Genomic DNA, 22,137 nt, shown 5'->3' on the forward strand with positions numbered 1-22,137 from the left:
TGTCCGGTAGTTATATAGGGGCCAACCCAAGTTAAAGAACCAGTGAAGGGTTGGTTAAATAAAATTCACTAGGCTCTAGCGCACACTGCTGTAGTTTTGAAACTGTCTTAGCCGCTCTGCTTCGACAACATCCTTTGGTTTGCCGCCGCAGTCTCTGCGGCGGTTTTTTTATGGGCGCTGATGTATATCTATTTAACTGATTTATAAAGTGGCACTTTGATAGTTGGCTGGATCGAACTATCAATACACCGGGACGGGCTCGTGCCTGCCCCATTTCGCATAACTGCTGTGCAGCATAAGGGATTAATCCACCACCGCCGAATGCCTATAGTCCTCTCACCGCCGCAACGCCCGCGGGCCGTTGCGAAATCCAGCCGTAGATTGAGGTGATCATAATGAACAGCGAATTCAAGCCTGATGTGACCGCTACCCAACCCCTGCACCTGCTCGACGCCGAGTACTTCGAATACAGCAAGGCCGCCAACCCCATCAGCGCCAACCTGATCACTCGCATACCCTACCACAGCTTTCCGGCGTCGCTGTATGACAGCGGCCCGTCCCGGGTGGTCCCGCTGGACCTCAGCGAGGCACTGGGCTGCGAAGGCCCGGCGACCGGGCCGGGGCTGTGTGCGAACTTCATTCGCCTGAACGCAGGCGACACGCTTAACCTACAACCCAACGCCACTTCACAGGTGTTTTATGTCATCGCGGGGCAGGGCAGTGTGGTCCAGGGCGAGCACCGCATCGACTGGACCAAAGGCTGCTTCATCGCGCTGCCAGGCCTGCAGCAAGCGCAGTTCAGTGCTTCTGAGGATGCACGCCTGTACTACGTCCACGATGAGCCGCTGTTGCGTTACCTGGGCGTGACCCGCAGTGCTGATCGCTTCGTGCCGACGCTGTATCCCGCAGAACTGGCCAACGCAAAACTGCGCGAAGCCGCCGATGATCCCCGCGCCCAGGACCGCAGCCGTATCAGCATCCTGCTGGGCAATCGCAACTTTCCGCAGACCCGGACCGTGACCCATGTGCTGTGGGCGATGTACGGCATCCTGCCGGCCGGGTCGATTCAAAAGCCTCACCGGCACCAATCGATTGCGCTGGATTTCATCATCGATTGCCCAAAGGGTTGCTACTCGCTGGTGGGCACCGAACTGGACGCCGATGGCCAAATCCGCAATCCGGTGCGGGTCGACTGGTCGCCGGGGCTGGCGTTCGTCACACCCCCAGGCTACTGGCATGCCCACTTCAACGAGTCCGACACGGAAGCTTTCCTGATTCCGATCCAGGACGCCGGGCTGCAAACCTATCTGCGGTCGCTGGATATCCGCTTCAGTTGAGACGTTTCCAGTGCGGTGTTTCGCCTAGCTGCTCGACGATAAAGTCGATGAAGCACCGCACTTTGGAAGACACGATGCGCTTGGGCGGATAGACGAACCACACCGCCGGTTCGCGGCCGGCGATCCGGACAGTCCACTCCGGCAACCACACCACCAGCTCGCCGGCTTCAACAGCCTTGGCCACCAGCCAGTCGGGCAGCAAGGCAAATCCCAGGCCTTGTTGCGCGGCGATCAGCTGTGCGTCGAGGTCGTTGATGCGGATAGCGTCTTTATGCACCAGCGGCGACACCTCATGCCCGTTGGCAAACGCGATATCCGCCGCGATATCCCGCCCGAGAATCACCGGCAGCGTCGCCAGTTCCGAAGGAACGGACGGCGCCGGATATTCCCGGCAAAACCCCGGGCTGGCCACCAGCCGGTAGCGCTCATCGCAGATTTTGCGCGCCTTCAAGGTGGAATCCGCCAGGGTTCCAATACGGATCGCCAGGTCCGCGCCGGCATGAATCAGGTTGACGTGGCTGTCGTCCAGCACCAGTTCCAGCTTGATCTGCGGGTAGCGGGCCAGGAAGGTATTCAACGTGGGGAGGATATGGTGACGGGCAAAGGCGGGCGGCAGGTTGAGCTTGAGTACGCCCCGTGGGTGCTCGTTCAGTGCGGAGGTGGCGGCCTTGGCTTGTTCGAGTTCATCCAGTACCCGGCGTGCGTGCATCAGAAACGTCTGGCCACCTTCAGTCAGGTGCAGCGTGCGGGTAGAGCGGTTGAACAGGGCGATGCCGAGGTCCTGTTCAAGGTCCTTCACGTAACGGGAAACCGTGGAAGCCTTGATGCCAAGCCGGTCGGCGGCGCGGGAGAAGTTATTGCCCTCGGCGGCTTCGACAAAGGCGGTTAACGCAGCGAAGTAATCCAAGGGCTGCCTCGATCTTGACGGTGGGTTGCCGTGCGCTACAGCGGCGTCAGCACATTCATCACGGTGTCCAGCGCGACCCGGGTATCGTCCAGTTGCACCAGGGAGGCATGCCGCGCGCCGAGGGCGTCACGGTTCTTGATCGCCGTGAGGATCGCCTTGTGCCGGGGCAGGCTGAGGCCCTGGATGTCGGGGCGACGGTTGGTGATGTTGATGGACTCGCGAAGTGGCAGCGACAGCATGTTGCACATGTAGGCCAGCAAGTCGTTGCGGGTCGCATCGGCAATTGCGCGGTGGAAGTCCAGGTCGGCCTGTAACAGCGCGTCGTGGGTATTGGCGGTTTCCATGCCGAGGTAGGCTTTTTCGATGGTGGCAATGTCGGCGTCGGTCGCGGTGGTCGCAGCCATGGCGGCGATTTCCGGCTCGAGGATCCGACGTACACCGGCCAGGGTGTTGAAAAACTCGCTGTGGGGCGTCGACTGCATCAGCCAGGACAGCACGTCCGGGTCCAGCAAGTGCCACTGCACCCGAGGGCGCACCACAGCGCCGACCTTGGGCTTGGAAATCACCAGGCCCTTGGCGCTCAGCACCCGAGTCGCCTCACGCAATACCGAGCGGCTGACCTTGTACTCCTCGCACAAGGTCGCCTCCATGGGCAATCGTTCTTCCGGCTTGAAGCGTCCGGAAACGATGTGCATGCCCAAGTCCTGAACGATTTGGGCGTGCATGCTCTTGCGCGGCTTGGTCGGCTGCTGATCCATAACAGGGAGGCTACTCTGGCGAAATAGGCGGCATCATAGCACTGCTCCCGTCCCAATTAGTGGGAATGACGCGGCACTTCAGCGCCACGGCAGCCCACCAGGAAGTCAAAATCGCAGCCCTGGTCGGCCTGCAGTACGTGGTCGATGTACAACTGACGGTAGCCCCCGACAATCAGCTGTTGGGGCGGCGCAAGGTCGGCCATGCGCGCCGCCAGTTCGGCGTCCGGGATATCCAGGTGCAGGCGGCCATTGGCGCAATCCAGCTCGATCCAGTCGCCTTCCTTGACCGTGGCCAATGGGCCGCCGGCCGCTGCTTCCGGTGCCACGTGCAGCACCACGGTGCCGTAGGCCGTACCGCTCATGCGTGCATCGGAAATCCGCACCATGTCGGTCACACCCTGGGCCAGCAGTTTGGCGGGCAAGCCCATGTTGCCGACTTCCGCCATGCCCGGATAACCCTTGGGCCCGCAGTTTTTCATCACCAGGATCGAGTTGGCATCCACGTCCAGCTCCGGGTCGTTGATGCGTTCCTTGTACATGTCGAAGTTCTCGAACACCACGGCGCGCCCGCGATGCTGCATCAGCTCGGGGCTGGCGGCCGAAGGCTTGAGCACCGCACCCAGTGGCGCGAGGTTGCCCCGCAGCACACAAATGCCACCGTCGGCGCGGATCGGGTTGTCGAGGGTACGGATCACTTCGTCCTGGCCGTAGATCGGCGCTTCCCGGGTGTTTTCCCCCAGGGACTTGCCGTTGACGGTCAGGGCGTTCGGATGCGGGATCAGGTTGGCTTCACCGAGGCGGCGCAGCACCGCCGGCAGGCCGCCGGCGTAGTAGAACTCTTCCATCAGGAAGCGCCCGGACGGCTGCAGGTCGACGATGGTCGGCATGCCACGGCCCATGCGGGTCCAGTCGTCCAGGTCGAGCTCGACGCCGATACGCCCGGCGATGGCTTTCAGGTGAATCACCGCGTTGGTCGAGCCGCCAATGGCTGCGTTGACGCGGATCGCGTTTTCGAAGGCCTCCTTGGTCAGGATCTTCGACAGCTTCAAGTCTTCACGCACCATCTCTACCGCACGCATGCCCGACATGTGCGCCAGTACATAACGCCGCGCATCCACTGCCGGAATCGCCGCGTTGTGGGGCAGGGAAGTGCCCAGGGCTTCGGCCATGCACGCCATGGTCGAGGCGGTACCCATGGTGTTGCAGGTGCCTGCCGAGCGGGACATGCCGCCTTCGGCCGCGAGGAAATCGTCCAGGGTAATGGTACCCGCCTTGACCTGTTCGCTGAGCTGCCACACCACGGTACCCGAGCCGATGTCCTGGCCCTTGTGCTTGCCGTTGAGCATCGGCCCGCCGGTGACGACGATCGCCGGCACGTCGCAACTGGCAGCGCCCATCAGCAGCGCCGGGGTGGTCTTGTCACAACCGGTCAACAGCACCACGCCGTCGATGGGGTTGCCGCGAATGGCTTCCTCCACGTCCATGCTGGCCAGGTTGCGGGTGAGCATGGCGGTGGGGCGCAGGTTCGATTCGCCGTTGGAGAACACCGGAAACTCCACGGGAAAGCCGCCCGCTTCAATCACCCCACGTTTCACATGCTCGGCAATCTGGCGGAAGTGCGCGTTGCAGGGCGTCAGTTCCGACCAGGTATTGCAGATCCCGATGATCGGTTTGCCATGGAACTGATGATCGGCAATCCCCTGATTTTTCATCCAGCTGCGGTACATGAAGCCGTTTTTATCGGCGGTACCAAACCAGCTGGCGGAGCGCAGGACGGGCTTTTTCTCGGACATGGTCGGCTCTCTTATTGTAAGACTATATTGATCTAATCCTGGCCTAACATAGGCGTAAATTCGACGCTTTGGAAGTGTTGTTGATTAAATAGTAATACTATATAGTCCGATTCAACGAGGCCTGGCCCTGGCGGATTTCCGCGAGAGGCGACCCGCAATGCTCTATAAAAATAACAATCGGAGACTGCTCACATGAGCCAGGAACTGCGGCTGATACGTCGCATCACGCTGAAACTGATTCCCTTCCTGATCTTGCTGTACCTGATTGCCTACGTGGATCGCTCGGCCGTGGGCTTCGCCAAATTGCACATGGGCGCGGATGTCGGCATCGGCGATGCGGCTTATGGCCTGGGGGCTGGGCTGTTCTTTATTGGTTACTTCCTTCTGGAAATCCCCAGCAACCTGATGCTCGACCGTTTCGGCGCGCGGCGCTGGTTCGCGCGGATCATGGTCACCTGGGGCGCCATCACCATCGGCATGGCATTCGTCCAGGGCCCCCACAGTTTCTATGTGATGCGCTTTCTGCTGGGCGCCGCCGAAGCCGGGTTCTTCCCGGGTGTCCTCTACTACATCACCCAGTGGTTCCCGGTGCGCCACCGCGGCAAGATCCTCGGGCTGTTCATCCTGTCCCAGCCCATCGCCATGATGATCACCGGCCCCGTGGCGGGCGGCTTGCTCGGCATGGACGGGATTCTCGGCCTGCACGGCTGGCAGTGGTTGTTCATCGTCATCGGTACCCCGGCGATCCTGCTGACCTGGCCGGTGCTGCGTTATCTGCCGGACGGCCCGCAACAGGTCAAATGGATGGACCAGGCCGAGAAGGACTGGCTCACCGGCGAGCTGGCCAAAGACCTGCAAGCCTATGGTCAGACCCGGCACGGCAACCCGCTGCATGCCCTGAAAGACAAACGCGTGTTGCTGCTGGCGCTGTTCTACCTGCCGGTGACCTTGAGCATTTATGGCCTGGGCCTGTGGCTGCCGACCCTGATCAAGCAGTTCGGCGGCAGCGACTTGACCACCGGCTTCGTGTCGGCAGTGCCCTACATCTTCGGGATCATCGGTCTGCTGATTGTGCCCCGCAGTTCCGACCGCCTGAATGATCGCTACGGCCACCTCGCGGTGCTTTACGTGCTGGGGGCCATCGGCCTGTTCTTCAGCGCGTGGCTGACGGTGCCGCTGTGGCAACTGGCAGCGCTGTGCCTGGTGGCGTTCGCGCTGTTCTCGTGCACGGCGGTGTTCTGGACCTTGCCGGGACGGTTCTTTGCCGGCGCGAGTGCGGCGGCGGGCATCGCCTTGATCAACTCGGTGGGCAACCTCGGCGGCTACATCGGGCCGTTCGTGATCGGCGCCCTCAAGGAGTACACCGGCAACCTCGCGTCGGGCTTGTACTTCCTGGCGTGCGTGATGCTGTTCGGGGTGGTGCTGACGGGTGTGGTCTATCGGCTGCTGGAGCGCAAGCACGTACTGCCGCCGGACCAGTTCGCCGCCAGCGCCCGTGGCGCCACCCGTACTTAATTGGCAATCAGGAGAAGACTCATGGGTTTAGTGCAGTTTGAATTGAGCAGCGGCGAACGCCGGGTGGGCGTGGTCGAGGGCGGGCAGGTACGCGAGGTGCGCGCCGCACGCACGGTACGTGACCTGGCACTTGCCGCCATCGAGGCCGGCGTCACTTTGCAACAGCAAATAGATCACCTCGGCCTGGGCGAGAGCCACGACTACGCCGAACTGCTGGCCGGGCACAGGATCCTGCCCCCGCTGGATCATCCAGACCCGGCGCACACGCTGGTCAGCGGTACCGGCTTGACCCACCTGGGCAGTGCGGCGGCGCGGGACAAGATGCACCAGAACGCCAGTGACGAAAGTGCGATGACCGACAGCATGCGCATCTTCAAATGGGGCGTGGAGGGCGGCAAACCGACTTCTGGCCAGGCCGGCGTGCAACCGGAGTGGTTCTACAAAGGCGACGGCAGCATCGTGGTGCGCCCGGGCCAGCCGTTCCCGTGGCCGGCGTTTGCCGAAGACGCCGGCGAAGAGCCGGAAATTGCCGGGCTGTACGTGATTGGTCACGACAGCAAGCCGTATCGCCTGGGCTACGCGGTGGGCAACGAGTTTTCCGACCACGTGATGGAGCGCAAGAATTACCTGTACCTGGCCCACTCCAAACTGCGCAGTTGCAGCTATGGTCCCGAGTTGCGCCTGGGTGAACTGCCCCAGCACCTGGCGGGCACCAGCCGCATCCTGCGCAACGGCGAGGTGCTGTGGCAGCACGAATTCCTCAGTGGCGAAGCCAACATGTGCCACAGCCTCGAGAACCTTGAATACCACCATTTCAAATACACCCAGTTCCTGCGCCCAGGTGACGTGCATATCCACTTTTTCGGCACCGCAACCTTGTCGTTTGCCGACGGCATTCGTACCCAGCCAGGCGATGTGTTTGAAATCAGCCAGGCCGAATTCGGCGCGCCCTTGATCAACGGCATTGCCGTGGCCAATGGCGGCGCCGCCCCTGGCGACATAGGCACTCTTTGAAGGAGACAGGCATGACCCGGATTTACGGCCACAACTATATCGGCGGCCAGCGCAGCGCCACCGGCAGCGTCACGCTGCACAGCGTCGATGCCACTACCGGCGAAGCGTTGCCCTATGATTTCTACCAGGCAACGGCGCAGGAAGTCGACGCGGCAGCCAACGCCGCAGCGGCGGCTTACCCGGTTTATCGCAGCCTGAGCGCGCAGCATCGTGCGTCATTCCTGGAGGCGATAGCCGATGAGCTGGACGTCCTTGGCGATGACTTTATCGCCTTGGTCTGCCGCGAAACGGCGTTGCCCGCCGGGCGTATCCAGGGCGAACGCGGCCGTACCAGCGGCCAGATGCGGCTGTTCGCCAAGGTGCTGCGGCGCGGTGATTTCTACGGGGCGCGGATCGATCTTGCGCTGCCGGATCGCCAGCCTTTGCCACGCCCGGATTTGCGCCAGTACCGCATCGGTCTCGGGCCGGTCGCGGTGTTTGGGGCGAGTAATTTTCCCTTGGCCTTTTCCACTGCCGGTGGCGACACCGCCGCCGCGCTGGCGGCCGGCTGCCCGGTGGTGTTCAAGGCCCACAGCGGCCACATGGCCACTGCCGAGCGGGTCGCCGATGCGATCATGCGCGCGGCGCAGAGCACCGGCATGCCCGACGGCGTGTTCAACATGATCTTCGGCGGCGGGGTGGGTGAAGCACTGGTCAAGCACCCGGCGATCCGCGCCGTGGGTTTCACCGGTTCGCTCAAGGGCGGCCGGGCCCTGTGTGATATGGCAGCGGCACGTCCGCAACCGATTCCGGTGTTCGCCGAGATGTCCAGCATCAACCCGGTGATCGTCTTGCCCCAAGCCCTGCAAACCCGGGCAGACAGCATCGCCCGCGACCTGGTCGCCTCGGTGGTGCAAGGGTGCGGCCAGTTCTGCACGAACCCGGGCCTGGTGATCGGGATTGCCTCGCCAGCGTTCACAGGCTTCACCCAACAGGTCGCCCAACTGATCGGCGACCAGCCCGCGCAAACCATGCTCAATGCCGGCACCTTGAACAGCTACGGCAAAGGCCTGCACACGCTGCTGGCCCATCCCGGAATCGAGCACTTGGCGGGCCAGGCGCAGGCCGGCAATCAGGCGCAGCCACAGCTGTTCAAAGCGGATGCCAGCCTGCTGATCAACGGCGATGAAGTGCTGCAGGAAGAAGTGTTCGGCCCCACCACCGTGTTCGTGGAAGTCGCCGATCAGGCGCAATTGAGTGCCGCGTTGCACGGCCTGCATGGCCAACTGACGGCGACGATCATTGGCGAGTCGGCGGATTTCATCCAGTTTGGTGAGTTGACGCCGCTGCTGGAACAAAAGGTCGGCCGCATCCTGCTCAACGGTTATCCCACCGGCGTCGAGGTGTGTGACGCGATGGTCCACGGCGGGCCTTATCCGGCGACTTCCGATGCCCGTGGCACCTCGGTGGGCACCCTGGCAATCGAGCGTTTCCTGCGACCGGTGTGCTTTCAGAACTACCCTGATAGCCTGCTCCCCGACGCGCTGAAGAATGCCAACCCGTTGCGCATTCAGCGTCTGGTAGATGGGCAGCCGTCGCGCGACGCGCTGTAACCGTACCACCTGAAAACAACAAGAAAGCAGGAGGTTTCATGTCGTGGAATGCCGTCACACCGCACCGCGCTCGGCTCGGCGAAGGCCCGTTCTGGGACGAGCAGGGCCAGGCGCTGTATTGGGTGGATATCATCGGCCAGCAGGCGTTACGCCTGAAAGACGGGCAACTGCACACCTGGCAACTGCCTGAGCCCGTCTCGGCCTTTATCCCGTGCGCCAGCGGTGATGCGCTGGTGACCCTGAGCAGTGGCGTGTATCGCCTCGACCTCGATTCGGCGCCGAGGGATCCACGCCTGACCTTGCTCTGCGTCGCCGACCCGCAACCGGGCAACCGTGCCAACGAAGCCCGTTGCGATGCCCAGGGCCGGCTGTGGCTGGGCACCATGCAGAACAACATCGGCGAGCACGGTGAAGACTTGCCGGTGCTGCGGCGTTCCGGCGGCCTGTTCCGGGTCGATGCCGACGGGCAGGTCACGCCGTTGCTGCAAGGCTTGGGCATTCCCAACACCTTGCTCTGGAACGACGCCGCCACCCATGTGCATTTCGGCGACAGCCTGGACGGCACGCTCTATCAATATCCGATTAATGAACAGGGCCAGCTCGCACCCGCGCAGGTCTGGTTCGGGCCTCACTCCCGGGGTGGCCCGGACGGATCGGCCATGGACGCCGAAGGCTATATCTGGAACGCCCGCTGGGACGGCAGCTGCCTGCTGCGGCTGACGCCGGACGGTGAAGTCGACCGGGTGATCGAATTGCCGGTCAGCCGTCCCACCAGTTGCGTGTTCGCAGGCCCAGACCTCAAGACCTTGTACATCACCAGTGCCGCCAGCCCGCTGAATCACCCGCTGGACGGCGCGGTCCTGGCGATCGAGGTCGATGTCCCGGGGAAAACCTGTCACCGCTTTGCAGGATAACCAACAGGCTTTACCGCTGTTTAACGCATTCAAATACAACAACAAGGAGTCACCCTATGAATCGTCGTCGTGGTATCCGTTCCCTGTGCTGCGCCGCTGTGGCAGTGTCGGCCGTCAGCCTGAGCAGCCTGTTACTGGCGGCCGAGCCGGTGAAAATCGGCTTTCTGGTCAAGCAGGCCGAAGAGCCCTGGTTCCAGACCGAATGGGCCTTCGCCGAAAAAGCCGGCAAGGACAAGGGCTTTGAAGTGATCAAGATCGCCGTGCCCGACGGCGAGAAAACCCTTTCGGCCATCGACAGCCTCGCGGCCAACGGCGCCAAGGGCTTTGTGATTTGCCCGCCGGACGTGTCCCTCGGCCCGGCCATCATGGCCAAGGCCAAAGCCAATGGCTTGAAAGTGATCGCCGTGGATGACCGCTTCGTGGATGCCAAGGGCAACTTCATGGAGGACGTGCCTTACCTGGGCATGGCCGCCTTCGAAGTGGGCGAGAAGCAGGGCAGCGCCATGGCCACTGAAGCGAAAAAGCGCGGTTGGGACTGGAAAGACACCTACGCGGTGATCAACACCTACAACGAACTCGACACCGGCAAAAAACGCACCGACGGCTCGGTCAAATCCCTGAAGGCTGCGGGTATTCCGGACGACCACATTCTGTTCGCTGCCCTCAAGACCCTCGACGTACCCGGCAGCATGGACGCCACCAACTCGGCACTGGTGAAACTGCCCAGCGGCGCGAAAAACCTGATCATCGGCGGCATGAACGACAACACCGTGCTCGGCGGCGTGCGCGCCACCGAAAGCGCCGGCTTTGCCGCTGCCAATGTCATCGGTATCGGCATCAACGGCACCGACGCCATCGGCGAACTGAAGAAAGCCAACAGCGGCTTCTTCGGCTCCATGCTGCCCAGCCCGCACATCGAGGGTTACAACACCGCAAGCATGATGTTCGAGTGGGTCACCACCGGCAAGGAACCACCGAAGTACACCGCGATGGATGAGGTGACGCTGATCACCCGCGAGAACTTCAAGCAGGAGCTGGAAAAGATCGGTCTGTGGAACTGAAGACCGCTGACGTTTCCCGGCGGCCCTGCTGACAGGGCCGCCTGACCTGTGTGACGAGGTGGTTATGCACGCGCAACAGAAACACCCCCCCAGCACCGGTGCCAGCCTGTGCTTCAACGATATCGGCAAGACGTTCCCCGGGGTCAAGGCGCTGGATGGCATCAGCTTCAGCGCCCACCCGGGGCAGGTTCACGCCTTGATGGGCGAGAACGGCGCGGGTAAATCCACGCTGCTGAAAATCCTCGGTGGCGCCTATGTGCCAAGCAGCGGCAGCGTGCAGATCGGCGCGCACACCATGGCCTTCAAATGCGCGGCGGACAGCATCGCCAGCGGTGTCGCGGTGATCCACCAGGAGCTGCACCTGGTGCCGGAAATGAGCGTCGCCGAAAACCTGTTCCTCGGGCACCTGCCGGCCAGCTTTGGTTTGATCAATCGCAGCGCATTGCGCCAGCAGGCATTGGCGTGCCTCAAGGGCCTGGCGGATGAAATCGACCCCCAGGAGAAAGTCGGCCGCCTGTCCCTGGGCCAGCGCCAGTTGGTGGAAATCGCCAAGGCGTTGTCCCGTGGCGCCCATGTGATTGCGTTCGACGAACCCACCAGCAGCCTGTCAGCACGGGAGATCGATCGCCTGATGGCAATCATCGCTCGCCTGCGGGACGAGGGCAAAGTGGTGCTGTACGTGTCCCATCGCATGGAGGAGGTGTTCCGCATCTGCAACGCGGTGACGGTGTTCAAGGACGGCCGCTACGTGCGCACGTTCGAGGACATGAGCAGCTTGACCCACGATCAACTGGTGACCTGCATGGTCGGTCGCGACATTCAGGACATCTACGACTACCGGCCCCGCGAGCGGGGCGCGGTGGCGCTCAAGGTCAATGGCTTGCTGGGCCCCGGCTTGCGCGAACCGGTGAGTTTCGAAGCCCATCAGGGCGAGATTCTCGGCCTGTTCGGTTTGGTGGGCGCCGGGCGTACCGAGTTGCTGCGGCTGCTGGGAGGCCTTGAACGCAGCAGTGCTGGCAGCCTCGATTTGTGCGGCGATGCGCTGCGCCTGCGGTCACCCCGTGACGCCATCGACGCCGGTATTTTGCTGTGCCCCGAGGACCGCAAGAAGGAGGGCATCGTGCCGCTGTCCAGCGTCGCCGAGAACATCAATATCAGCGCGCGCAGTGCCCATTCGCGCTTTGGCTGGTTGTTGCGCAGTGGATGGGAGAAAGACAACGCTGCCACGCAGATCAAGGCGCTGAAGGTCAAGACGCCCACGGCAGCGCAGAAGATCATGTACCTGTCCGGCGGCAATCAGCAAAAGGCGATTCTCGGGCGGTGGCTGTCGATGCCAATGAAAGTCCTGCTGCTGGACGAGCCCACCCGGGGCATTGATATCGGCGCCAAGGCCGAGATTTACCAGATCATCCATGACCTGGCGGCTCGCGGCATTGCGGTGATTGTGGTGTCCAGCGACCTGATGGAGGTGATGGGCATTTCCGATCGCATCCTGGTGCTGTGTGAAGGCGCGATGCGCGGCGAGATGAGCCGCGAACACGCCAATGAATCCAACCTGCTGCAAATGGCCCTGCCGCGCCAACGCGCCGCGAGCCAGGGGAACTGACGAGGTGACTATGACAAGCCAAAACACTGCTGTGCCCACGGCGCGCAAACCGCTGGACCTGCGCAGCCTGCTCGACAACTGGGCGATGCTGATGGCGGCGGTGGGGATCTTCGTACTCTGCACCTTGCTGATCGACAACTTCCTGTCGCCACTCAATATGCGCGGCCTGGGGCTGGCGATCTCCACCACCGGGATTGCCGCGTGCACCATGCTGTATTGCCTGGCGTCTGGGCATTTCGACCTGTCGGTGGGCTCGGTGATTGCCTGCGCCGGGGTCGTGGCGGCGATTGTGATGCGCGACACCGACAGCGTTTTGCTCGGCATCGGTGCCGCACTGCTGATGGGCCTGGTGGTGGGGTTGATCAACGGGATTGTGATCGCCAAACTGCGGGTGAATGCACTGATCACCACGCTGGCGACCATGCAGATCGTGCGCGGCCTGGCCTATATCTTTGCCAATGGCAAGGCGGTGGGCGTCTCCCAGGACGGGTTCTTCGTCTTCGGCAACGGCCAGTTGTTCGGGGTGCCGGTGCCGATCCTGATCACCATCGTGTGCTTCCTGTTTTTCGGCTGGCTGCTCAACTACACCACCTACGGGCGCAACACCATGGCCATCGGCGGCAACCCGGAAGCCGCGTTGCTGGCGGGGGTGAACGTTGATCGCACCAAGATCATCATCTTTGCCGTGCACGGAGTGATCGGCGCCTTGGCCGGGGTGATCCTTGCTTCGCGCATGACCTCCGGGCAGCCGATGATTGGCCAGGGTTTCGAGTTGACGGTGATTTCTGCCTGCGTGCTGGGCGGGGTGTCGTTGAGCGGCGGGGTCGGCATGATTCGCCACGTGATTGCCGGGGTGCTGATTCTGGCGATCATCGAGAACGCGATGAACCTGAAGAACATCGACACCTTCTACCAGTATGTGATCCGCGGCTCGATCCTGCTGCTGGCGGTGGTGATCGACCGCATGAAACAACGCTGATCCTTGCGCAAACGCTGATCGCTCCCACGCAGCGCGTGGGAACGATCAAGCGGGTTCAATCGGCGGAGAATTTCAGCACGGTGTTTTGGGTGTAGGTCTGGCCGGGATCGAGGCGGGTTGACGGGAAGTTCGGCTGGTTGGGGCCGTCGGGATAATGCTGGGTTTCCAGGGTGAACGCGCTCCAGTGGGCATAAGGTTTGCCGCCCTTGCCCTTGATCGAGCCGTCGAGGAAGTTGCTGGTATAGAACTGTACGCCGGGCTCACTGGTATAGAGCTGCAAGCGCCGCCCGGACTGCGGGTCGTGAACCTCGGCAGCCACTTTGCTGACATCACCCTGGGTATCCAGCACCCAGTTGAAGTCAAAGCCGCCTTGTTTCGGTTCGGCGAATTTCAGCTGGGGATGATCATCCTTGATGTGCTGGCCGATGGCGGTGGGCTTGAGGAAGTCCATCGGTGTACCGGCCACCGGGGCCAGTTCGCCGGTGGGAATCAAGGTGCTGTTGACCGGGGTGTAATGGCTGGCGTGCAAGGTGGCCAGCTGTTTGAGCACGTCACCGTTACCGGCGCCAGCGAGGTTGAAGTAACTGTGGTTGGTGAGGTTCAGCACGGTGGGTTTGTCGGTGGTGGCCTTGTAGTCGATGTGCAGCTCGTTTTTGTCGTTGAGGCTATAAGTGACATCGACTTTCAGGTTGCCGGGAAAGCCCATCTCGCCGTCCTTCGACAGGTAGCTCAGGGTGACGCCCACCGAGTCCTTTTGCTTGACTGGCTGGGCTTTCCACACCTGCTTGTCGAAGCCCTGCGCACCGCCATGCAGGGAGTTCGGCCCGTCGTTGAGGGGCACTTGATAGCGTTTGCCGTCCAGCTCGAAAGCGCCCTTGGCCAGGCGATTGCCAAAACGCCCGATGGTCGCACCAAAGAACGCGGTGCCGGCCTGATAGCCCTGGACGTTGTCGAAGCCCAGCACCACGTCGGCGAACTGGCCGTGTTTGTCCGGTACCTTAAGCGACTGCAACACAGCGCCGTAGGTGATCACCGTGGCTTGTACGCCATGGCTGTTGCGCAACACGTACTGCTCGACGGCGGTGCCGTCATTGGTTTTGCCGAAGGGTTTGTGTTCGCTGGACAGGCCAGCCGCCTGAGCGCCGACGCTGGCTATTGCCAACGAAAGGCCGAGGCCGGTAAGCAGGAATCGGGATTGCCGCATGACTGAGCTACCTTTTATTGTTGTTGATTAAATAGTTCGACTATTTATTGTATTTCGATCAGATGCAGTGCTGATATATAGACAAAATCGCAAAATTTGCAATATAAAATAAGACTAAATACAGCGGAGTGACCGTCACATGAACACTGAACAACAGGCTGGCGCACAGGCGATGTACCCGGACCTGCGAGATAAAACCGTGCTGATTTCCGGCGGCGCTTCCGGGATTGGCGAATCCATGGTGCGCGCCTTCGCACGCCAGGGTGCCAAGGTTGCGTTCGTGGACCGGGCGCAAGGGCAGGGCGACCGCTTGGCGGCCATCCTGTCGGCCGAAGGGCACGCCGTTGAATTCGCCCATTGCGATATCACTGACGAGATCGCTTACAAGGCCGCGATAGCGTGCCTGGCGCAAAGCCTGGGGCCGATCGACGTGCTGGTGAACAATGCCGCCAACGACGTTCGGCACACCCTGGATGAAATCGATTCAGAACGGTTCGACCAACTGATTTCGGTCAACCTGAAGCACGCATTTTTTGCGGCCCGAGCCGTGGTGCCGATGATGAAGGCCGCCGGCGGTGGGTCGATCATCAACCTGGGCTCCATTGGCTGGATGATGGCTTCCAGCGGCTACCCGGTCTACGCCGCCAGCAAAGCCGCTGCCCACGGCATGACCCGAGCCCTGGCGCGGGAGCTGGGCCCGAGCCGGATCAGGGTCAATACACTGGTGCCAGGCTGGGTGATGACCGAAAAACAACTGGCGATGTGGGTGGATGATGCGGCCCGGGAACTGATCGCCCGCAGCCAGTGCCTGCCGGGCAGTGTGCAGCCGGAACATATCGCCAATATGGCGCTGTTCCTGGCGTCTGATGTGTCGGCGATGTGCACCGCCCAGAACTTCATTGTGGACGGTGGCTGGGTCTAGACCGGGAAGGGCAGCCATCTCGGATGCAACGAATCGTCGCCCGGGGCCTCATACAGTAACGAACGGTGGTTCACATGCAGCCACCGCAACCGACTACTTCATGGGTGCAGGTGATTGATTTATGACGGACGCCGATAAGAAACATGTGGCCTGGCTGGTAGAACAATCGATGCTGCAGGCCGCAAAGCAGCGCGCCAAACTCTACTCGGGGCAAGGCAGATTGTGGCAACAGCCGTATGCCCATACCCGGCCCCGTGATGCTTCAGCCCTGTCGTCGGTGTGGTTCACCGCATACCCGGCGTCCATCATCACCCGTGAAAACGGCAGCGTACTCGAAGCCCTGGGCGATGAGACGTTATGGCACGCGCTGTCAAAAATCGGCATCCAGGGCATTCACAACGGCCCATTGAAGCGCTCGGGTGGACTTTCCGGCACCGAGCACACCCCCACGATTGACGGCAATTTTGACCGCATCAGCTTCGACATCGACCCGCAACTGGGCACCGAGGCCCAACTGCAATCCCTGGCCCGCATGGCCGCCGCGCACAACGCGGTGATCATCGACGACGTGATCCCGTCCCACACCGGCAAGGGCGCGGACTTCCGCCTGGCCGAGATGGCCTACGAAGACTACCCCGGGCTCTACCACATGGTGGAAATCCGCGAGGAAGACTGGCCATTGCTCCCCGAGGTTCCCGAGGGCCGAGACGCCCAGAACCTCAGCCCGCTGCAGGTCGACGTGCTCAGGGACAAACACTACATCGTCGGCCAGTTGCAACGGGTGATCTTCTTCGAGCCCGGCGTCAAGGAAACCGACTGGAGCGCGACCGATGTGGTGATCGGCGTGGATGGCAAACCCCGGCGCTGGGTCTACCTGCACTACTTCAAGGAAGGCCAACCGTCGCTGAACTGGCTGGACCCGACCTTCGCCGCGCAGCAGATGATCATCGGCGATGCCCTGCATGCCATCGACGTGATGGGCGCGAAGATCCTGCGCCTGGACGCCAACGGCTTCCTCGGCGTGGAGCGCAAACTCGAAGGCAACGCCTGGTCTGAAAGCCATCCGCTGTCCATCACCGGCAACCAGATCCTCGGCGGGGCGATTCGCAAGGCAGGCGGTTTCAGCTTCCAGGAACTGAACCTGACGGTGGACGACATCGCCGCCATGTCCCACGGCGGCGCCGACCTGTCCTACGACTTCATCACCCGGCCGGCGTACCAGCACGCGTTATTGATGGGCGATACCGAGTTCCTGCGCCTGATGCTGCGGGAGATGCACACCCTGGGCATCGACCCCGGCTCGCTGATCCATGCCTTGCAGAACCATGACGAACTGACCCTGGAACTGGTGCACTTCTGGACCCTGCACGCCCATGACAGCTACCTGTATCAGGGCCAGACCTTTCCCGGCGGCATCCTGCGCGAGCACATCCGCGAGCAGATGTACGAACGCCTGGCCGGCGAACACGCCCCCTATAACCTGAAGTTCGTGACCAACGGGGTGTCCTGCACCACCGCCAGCATCATTACGGCGGCATTGGGCATTCGCGACCTTGAAGCGATTACCCCGGCGGATATCCAACAGATCCGCCAGATTCACCTGCTGCTGGTGATGTACAACGCCATGCAACCGGGGGTGTTTGCGCTGTCGGGCTGGGACCTGGTGGGTGCACTGCCGTTACCCGCGGAGGAGGTCGCCCACTTGATGCTCGATGGCGACACACGCTGGATCCATCGCGGTGCCTATGACCTGGTGGACCTGAATCCGGAGGCGGAGCAATCCGCCGGGCAGATGCCGCGTCCGAAAACCTTGTATGGCAGCCTGATCAGCCAATTGGCCGACCCGGATTCGTTTGCCTCCCAGTTGCAAAGAATCCTCGCCGTGCGGCGTGCCTACGACATCGCCGCCAGCCGCCAGATCCTGGTGCCGGACGTGCAGCACCCGGGGCTTCTGATCATGGTGCACGAACTGCCAGCGGGCAAAGGTACCCAGATCACCGCGCTGAACTTCGGCTCCACACCGATTACGGAAACCCTGCACCTGCCCAATATCGCGCCGGGCCCGGTGGTGGACATCATCAATGAGCGGGTGGAAGGCGACCTGACGCCCGAGGGTGATTTCTCCATCACCCTGGATGCGTATGAAGGGTTGGCGCTGCGGGTAGTGATCTGATCCACTGATCCACTGTAGGAGCGAGCTTGCTCGCGAAGAACCTGAGGGCGCCGCGTTCATTCTGAATGCCCGCGTCATCGTTAACGTCCTTCGCGAGCAAGCTCGCTCCTACACGGGGACTGGTTGCTTCGCCTCCTGATGGTGCGTGGAACCTATAAACATATACATCGCCGGCACCATGAACAGCGTCAGCACGGTGCCGATCGACAACCCGGCAAAGATCACCAACCCCATGTCATGCCGTCCCGCCGCCCCGGCGCCGGAAGCCCACACCAGCGGCACCACGCCCAGCACCATCGCGGCAGTGGTCATCAGGATCGGGCGCAGACGCACGCCAGCCGCTTCTTCTATCGCCTCACGCTTGCTGTGACCGGCACGCTGCAACTCGTTGGCAAACTGCACGATCAGAATCCCGTGTTTGGTGATCAACCCCAGCAACGTCACCAGCCCCACCTGGGTGTACACGTTGATCGAGGCAAACCCCATGGTGATAAACGCCAGCGCGCCGAATAGAGCAGGGGGCACCGAGAACAAGATCACTATCGGGTCGCGGAAGCTCTCGAACTGGAACGCCAGGGCCAGGTAGACGATCAGGATCGAGAACATCAACAAGCCGAAGAACCCGCCGGACTCCTGCATGAACTGGCGGGATTCACCGGAGAAGTCCGAGGTGTAGCCCGACGGCGCAATGTTGGTCAGGATGGTGTTCAGTTTCGCCAGCAGTTCGCCCTGGGCCACGCCACTCACTCCCGACAGGGTCGCCGAGTTGAGCTGTTGGAAGTGGTTGATCGACTCCGGCTGGGTCGTGGTTTCGATATGCGCCACCGTGCGCGCCTGGATCATGCTGCCGGATGGCGTGCGAATGTAGTAATCAAGAATCTGGTCCGGGTTGAGCCGGTCAACCTGCAACACCTGGGGAATGACTTTGTACGAGCGCCCGGCGGTGGAGAAGTAGTTCACGTAGTTGCCGCCCAGAGCGGCGGACAACGCCGCACCGACGTCGGCCTGGGTCATGCCCAGTGCGGCAATTTTTTCCCGGTCCACCACCAGCTTGGCTTGTGGCTTGTCGAGTTTCAGGTCCATGTCGGAGAAATAGAACAGCTGTTGTTTCTGCGCCTCGGCCACCACGGCCTGGGCGACTTCATTGAGGTTTTCCACCGAGTCGGTGGTGGTGATCACAAACTGCACCGGCAAGCCCTGCGCACCCGGCAGTGACGGCAATGGGAAGGCCGCGATGGTCGCACCTGGCACCTGGTTCCATTTTTGCTGCAGGTCCAGGATCAGTTGGGCCTGGGAGCGTGTGCGGTCGCCCCAGTTTTTGAGCAGCACACCGCCCAGGCCCTGGTTGAGGATCGGCAGCCCGGTCAGCTGGAACATCTGCGCGTATTCAGGCTCTTTGTTGGCGATCTGGAAGGCCTGGTCGGCAATCCGTTCCATCTGCTGCGGCGAGGCGGTCGGCGGGCCTTTGATCTGCATGAACACCAGCCCCTGGTCCTCGGTGGGCGACAGTTCGCTTTTAGCGGTCATGCCACTGGCGGCCACCAGCAGGAACAGCACAAATCCGAACGTCACCAGCACCGGCCATACGTTCAGGCCGCCTGAGAGCACGCGGTGGTAACGGCCGCGCAACCCGTCAAAGTACTGATCAAGCTTGCGGGCGAAACGACCTTCTTCCTGCCCGGACTTGAACAGCCGGGAAGTCATCATCGGCGAAAGCGTCAACGCCACCACGGCCGACACGGTCACGGCACCCGCCAGCGAGAAACAGAACTCCTTGAACAGTGCGCCGGTAAGGCCGCTGCGCAGCCCGATGGGCACGTACGCGGCAATCAACACCACCGTCATCGCGAGGATCGGCCCACCCAGTTCCCGCGCGGCAACCAGCGAAGCCTCCAGCACCCCTTTGCCTTCTTCCTTGATGTGCCGGTCGACGTTTTCCACCACGATAATCGCGTCGTCCACCACCAGGCCGATGGCCAATACCAGTGCAAGCAGGGTCAGCAGGTTAATCGAGTACCCCAGCAGGTACATGATAAAGAAGGTCCCCACCAGCGACAGCGGGATCGCCACCAACGGCACGATTACCGCGCGGAATGAGCCGAGGAACAGGTAGATCACCACCGACACAATGATCATCGCCTCGACAAGGGTCTTTACCACCTCATAAATCGAGGTATTGATGAACTCCGTCGAGTCATACACGATTTCGCCGCGCACCCCGGTGGGCAACTGCGATTGCAGCTCGGGGAAGGCCTCGCGCACGCTGCCGGCGACCGTCAGGATGTTGGCATTGGGTGCCGTCTTGATACCGATGAACACCGAACGCTTGCCGGAAAACGCCACGCTGCTGTCATAGCTTTCGGCGCCGAGGGTGACGGTGGCCACGTCCTCCAGGTACACCAGGGCATCGCCTTTCTGCTTGACCACCAGCCGCTTGAATTCATCCACCGTGTGCAAGTCGGTCCCGGCTGTCAGGTCGACCGTCACCGTTTGCCCGCGGGTGGAGCCGACCGCAGAGAGGTAGTTGTTGTTGGCCAGGGCGGTGGACACGTCCTGGGCTGTCACGTTATGCGCCGCCAGTTTGGTCGGGTCCATCCAGGCGCGCAGGGCGAACTGGCGCCCGCCGAGGATTTCGGCGGTTTGCACGCCCTGGATCGAATCCAGCTTGGGCTTGACCACCCGCACCAGGTAATCGGTGATGTTATTGGTGGGCAGGGTGTCGCTGTAGAAACCCAGGTACATGGCGTCTGTGGTTTGCCCGACCGCCACTGTCAGCACCGGCTCCTGGGACTGCGCCGGCAGTTGGTTCTTGACCGAGTTGACCTGGGTATTGATCTCGGTCAGTGCCTTGCTGGCCTCATAGTTCAGCCGCAACGTGGCGGTAATCGTCGAGACGCCGGTGATGCTGGTTGACGACAAATAGTCGATGCCCTGGGCCTGGGCGATGGCTGATTCAAGCGGCTGGGTGATAAAGCCGGCCACCGTGGACGCGTCCGCGCCGTAGTAAGCGGTGGTGATGGTGACCACCGTATTTTCGGTGCGTGGCCATTGGTTCACCGGCAATTCGAAGATCGAGCGCAGCCCCAGGATCAGGATGAACAGCGAAACCACAATCGCCCAGACCGGCCGCTGAATAAAGGTATCGGTAAGCTTCATGGGACACCTTTAGTGTTCTTGGGGAGTCGGCGCAGGATCGTTCAGCGGCGCGGCGCTGTTGTCGACCTTCACCGGCGAGCCATTCTTGAGCTTCATCTGGCCGCTGGTGATCAGCAGATCGCCTTCCTTCACGCCCGACAGGATCGCCACCTGATCGCCCCGGGTTGGCCCGGTCTTGATGAAGGTCTGTTGCGCCGTGAGGGTTTCCTCACCCTTGTCGTTCTTGCTCGATGTGGCGATGAACACCGTGGTGCCGTAAGGGTTGTAGGTGACCGACGTCTGCGGCACGGTGAGGTAGCGCTGTGTGGCACCGGAGGTGACAACGGCACGGGCAAACATCCCGGGCACCAGGTTTTTCTTGGGGTTGTCGACGGTGGCTTCCACCGTGACGTTACGTGTGGTGGAGTCGAACTGGGTGTCGATGGTGCTGATCTTGCCGGTGAAGGTTTGATTCGACAGGCCGTCGGCCGTCACGGAAACCCCTTGGCCGATGGCGATGGCCTCCATTTGAGTCTGGGGTACCGTGAAATCGATGTAGATCGGATCGAAGGTTTGCAGCGTGGCGATCTTGTCGCCAGGGTTGAGGTATTGGCCGGGATTGACGCTGGTGATCCCGATGCGCCCGGCAAAGGGTGCACGAATGGTCTTTTTCGCCACCAGCGCGCGCTGTTGTTCGGCGGCGGCGAGTTTGGCTTTCAGGTCCGCAGTGTCTGTGTCGACTTGTGCCTGGGAGATGGCGTTAACCGCCAGTTGCGCCTTGTCACGCTTGAGCACGATCACGGCCAGGTCGGCCGTGGCTTCAAGGGAGTGCAGTTGCGCGATGTCCGAGTCGGCATTCAGCTGTACGAGCAGCGCCTGGGCCGCCACCTCTTGCCCCGGGGTGAAGCCGATGGTGCGCACGATGCCGCCCACTTCAGTGGTCACATCCACCCCTCGGACCGCTTTCATTGAGCCCACGGCGGTGACATTCGGTTGCCAGTCACTGAACGGCACCTTCATGGCCGTGACCACGGAGGCGGGCAAAGGCGCTTTTGACTGGGCGATCAACGCCGAAATCTGCACGAACTTCACCCCGGCAATGATCGCCACAATCACCAGCACCACCACGATCATGATGAGCATCGGCCGCCACAGTCGACGCTTGCGCGGTGCGCCGGGCTCGGGTGGCAGGGGAGAAGCGGTAATGACATCAGCCATGGGTGTTCT

General features: G+C 61.9%; 16 protein-coding genes. 10 read left to right on the top strand and 6 right to left on the bottom strand.

What is annotated here, in order from left to right; genetic code table 11:
* Positions 1 to 395 precede the first annotated feature (395 nt).
* Complete coding sequence (locus NVB75_RS03875; RefSeq protein ID WP_258346074.1) at positions 396 to 1,337, top strand: cupin; 942 nt, start codon at positions 396 to 398, stop codon at positions 1,335 to 1,337.
* Here NVB75_RS03875 and NVB75_RS03880 read toward each other — a convergent pair.
* Genes NVB75_RS03880 through NVB75_RS03890 form a run of 3 tightly spaced genes read right to left on the bottom strand, consistent with a single transcriptional unit; the run spans position 1,330 to position 4,795 of the window.
* Positions 1,330 to 2,244: a LysR family transcriptional regulator gene (locus NVB75_RS03880; RefSeq protein ID WP_258346075.1), complete on the bottom strand. Its 915-nt coding sequence runs from the start codon at positions 2,242 to 2,244 to the stop codon at positions 1,330 to 1,332. The genes NVB75_RS03875 and NVB75_RS03880 overlap by 8 nt on opposite strands.
* Before the next feature lie 35 nt (positions 2,245 to 2,279).
* On the bottom strand, positions 2,280 to 3,002 hold the full coding sequence (locus tag NVB75_RS03885; protein WP_258346076.1) for a FadR/GntR family transcriptional regulator: 723 nt from the start codon (positions 3,000 to 3,002) through the stop codon (positions 2,280 to 2,282).
* 56 nt (positions 3,003 to 3,058) lie between these two features.
* On the bottom strand, positions 3,059 to 4,795 hold the full coding sequence (locus NVB75_RS03890; RefSeq protein WP_017480274.1) for an IlvD/Edd family dehydratase: 1,737 nt from the start codon (positions 4,793 to 4,795) through the stop codon (positions 3,059 to 3,061).
* Positions 4,796 to 4,987: 192 nt separating this feature from the next.
* Between NVB75_RS03890 and NVB75_RS03895 the strand changes: the two genes are divergently transcribed.
* From NVB75_RS03895 to araH, 7 genes are all read left to right on the top strand, one after another.
* Entirely contained in the window at positions 4,988 to 6,310 is a 1,323-nt protein-coding gene (locus tag NVB75_RS03895) for an MFS transporter (protein WP_258346077.1), read from the top strand.
* Between the two features lie 21 nt (positions 6,311 to 6,331).
* A complete protein-coding gene (gene araD1, locus NVB75_RS03900; RefSeq protein ID WP_258346078.1) occupies positions 6,332 to 7,324 on the top strand; it encodes an AraD1 family protein in 993 nt (330 codons plus the stop codon).
* An 11-nt stretch (positions 7,325 to 7,335) separates the two neighbouring features.
* A complete protein-coding gene (locus tag NVB75_RS03905) occupies positions 7,336 to 8,916 on the top strand; it encodes an aldehyde dehydrogenase (NADP(+)) (protein WP_258346080.1) in 1,581 nt (526 codons plus the stop codon).
* A gap of 38 nt (positions 8,917 to 8,954) precedes the next feature.
* A complete protein-coding gene (locus NVB75_RS03910; protein ID WP_258346082.1) occupies positions 8,955 to 9,830 on the top strand; it encodes an SMP-30/gluconolactonase/LRE family protein in 876 nt (291 codons plus the stop codon).
* Between the two features lie 56 nt (positions 9,831 to 9,886).
* A complete protein-coding gene (locus NVB75_RS03915; protein ID WP_076013465.1) occupies positions 9,887 to 10,891 on the top strand; it encodes a substrate-binding domain-containing protein in 1,005 nt (334 codons plus the stop codon).
* A 64-nt stretch (positions 10,892 to 10,955) separates the two neighbouring features.
* Positions 10,956 to 12,497, top strand: a complete 1,542-nt coding sequence (gene araG, locus NVB75_RS03920) for an L-arabinose ABC transporter ATP-binding protein AraG (protein WP_258346084.1) — start codon at positions 10,956 to 10,958, stop codon at positions 12,495 to 12,497.
* 10 nt (positions 12,498 to 12,507) lie between these two features.
* On the top strand, positions 12,508 to 13,476 hold the full coding sequence (gene araH / locus NVB75_RS03925) for an L-arabinose ABC transporter permease AraH (protein WP_258346086.1): 969 nt from the start codon (positions 12,508 to 12,510) through the stop codon (positions 13,474 to 13,476).
* Between the two features lie 55 nt (positions 13,477 to 13,531).
* Here the strand turns inward: araH and NVB75_RS03930 are convergent, their stop codons facing one another.
* A complete protein-coding gene (locus tag NVB75_RS03930; RefSeq protein ID WP_258346088.1) occupies positions 13,532 to 14,680 on the bottom strand; it encodes an aldose epimerase family protein in 1,149 nt (382 codons plus the stop codon).
* A 139-nt stretch (positions 14,681 to 14,819) separates the two neighbouring features.
* On the opposite strand from NVB75_RS03930, the gene NVB75_RS03935 reads away from it, so the two are divergent.
* Positions 14,820 to 15,602 carry an SDR family NAD(P)-dependent oxidoreductase gene (locus NVB75_RS03935; protein ID WP_258346090.1) on the top strand — a complete coding sequence of 261 codons (783 nt, stop codon included), beginning with the start codon at positions 14,820 to 14,822 and terminating at the stop codon, positions 15,600 to 15,602.
* Between the two features lie 121 nt (positions 15,603 to 15,723).
* Positions 15,724 to 17,775: a maltose alpha-D-glucosyltransferase gene (gene treS, locus NVB75_RS03940; protein ID WP_258346091.1), complete on the top strand. Its 2,052-nt coding sequence runs from the start codon at positions 15,724 to 15,726 to the stop codon at positions 17,773 to 17,775.
* A 108-nt stretch (positions 17,776 to 17,883) separates the two neighbouring features.
* Here the strand turns inward: treS and NVB75_RS03945 are convergent, their stop codons facing one another.
* Complete coding sequence (locus NVB75_RS03945; protein ID WP_258346093.1) at positions 17,884 to 20,931, bottom strand: efflux RND transporter permease subunit; 3,048 nt, start codon at positions 20,929 to 20,931, stop codon at positions 17,884 to 17,886.
* A 9-nt stretch (positions 20,932 to 20,940) separates the two neighbouring features.
* Positions 20,941 to 22,128 carry an efflux RND transporter periplasmic adaptor subunit gene (locus tag NVB75_RS03950; protein ID WP_258346094.1) on the bottom strand — a complete coding sequence of 396 codons (1,188 nt, stop codon included), beginning with the start codon at positions 22,126 to 22,128 and terminating at the stop codon, positions 20,941 to 20,943.
* Positions 22,129 to 22,137: the final 9 nt, after the last annotated feature.

The organism is Pseudomonas sp. CBS (assembly GCF_024734645.1).
Taxonomy (GTDB): Bacteria; Pseudomonadota; Gammaproteobacteria; order Pseudomonadales; family Pseudomonadaceae; genus Aquipseudomonas.

Coding starts and splice junctions, on each gene's coding strand:
- NVB75_RS03875 (WP_258346074.1), top strand. CDS start 396: ATGAACAGCGAATTCAAGCCTGATGTGACCGCTACCCAACCCCTGCAC.
- NVB75_RS03885 (WP_258346076.1), bottom strand. CDS start 3,002: ATGGATCAGCAGCCGACCAAGCCGCGCAAGAGCATGCACGCCCAAATC.
- NVB75_RS03890 (WP_017480274.1), bottom strand. CDS start 4,795: ATGTCCGAGAAAAAGCCCGTCCTGCGCTCCGCCAGCTGGTTTGGTACC.
- NVB75_RS03895 (WP_258346077.1), top strand. CDS start 4,988: ATGAGCCAGGAACTGCGGCTGATACGTCGCATCACGCTGAAACTGATT.
- araD1 (WP_258346078.1), top strand. CDS start 6,332: ATGGGTTTAGTGCAGTTTGAATTGAGCAGCGGCGAACGCCGGGTGGGC.
- NVB75_RS03905 (WP_258346080.1), top strand. CDS start 7,336: ATGACCCGGATTTACGGCCACAACTATATCGGCGGCCAGCGCAGCGCC.
- NVB75_RS03910 (WP_258346082.1), top strand. CDS start 8,955: ATGTCGTGGAATGCCGTCACACCGCACCGCGCTCGGCTCGGCGAAGGC.
- NVB75_RS03915 (WP_076013465.1), top strand. CDS start 9,887: ATGAATCGTCGTCGTGGTATCCGTTCCCTGTGCTGCGCCGCTGTGGCA.
- araG (WP_258346084.1), top strand. CDS start 10,956: ATGCACGCGCAACAGAAACACCCCCCCAGCACCGGTGCCAGCCTGTGC.
- araH (WP_258346086.1), top strand. CDS start 12,508: ATGACAAGCCAAAACACTGCTGTGCCCACGGCGCGCAAACCGCTGGAC.
- NVB75_RS03930 (WP_258346088.1), bottom strand. CDS start 14,680: ATGCGGCAATCCCGATTCCTGCTTACCGGCCTCGGCCTTTCGTTGGCA.
- NVB75_RS03935 (WP_258346090.1), top strand. CDS start 14,820: ATGAACACTGAACAACAGGCTGGCGCACAGGCGATGTACCCGGACCTG.
- treS (WP_258346091.1), top strand. CDS start 15,724: ATGACGGACGCCGATAAGAAACATGTGGCCTGGCTGGTAGAACAATCG.
- NVB75_RS03945 (WP_258346093.1), bottom strand. CDS start 20,931: ATGAAGCTTACCGATACCTTTATTCAGCGGCCGGTCTGGGCGATTGTG.
- NVB75_RS03950 (WP_258346094.1), bottom strand. CDS start 22,128: ATGGCTGATGTCATTACCGCTTCTCCCCTGCCACCCGAGCCCGGCGCA.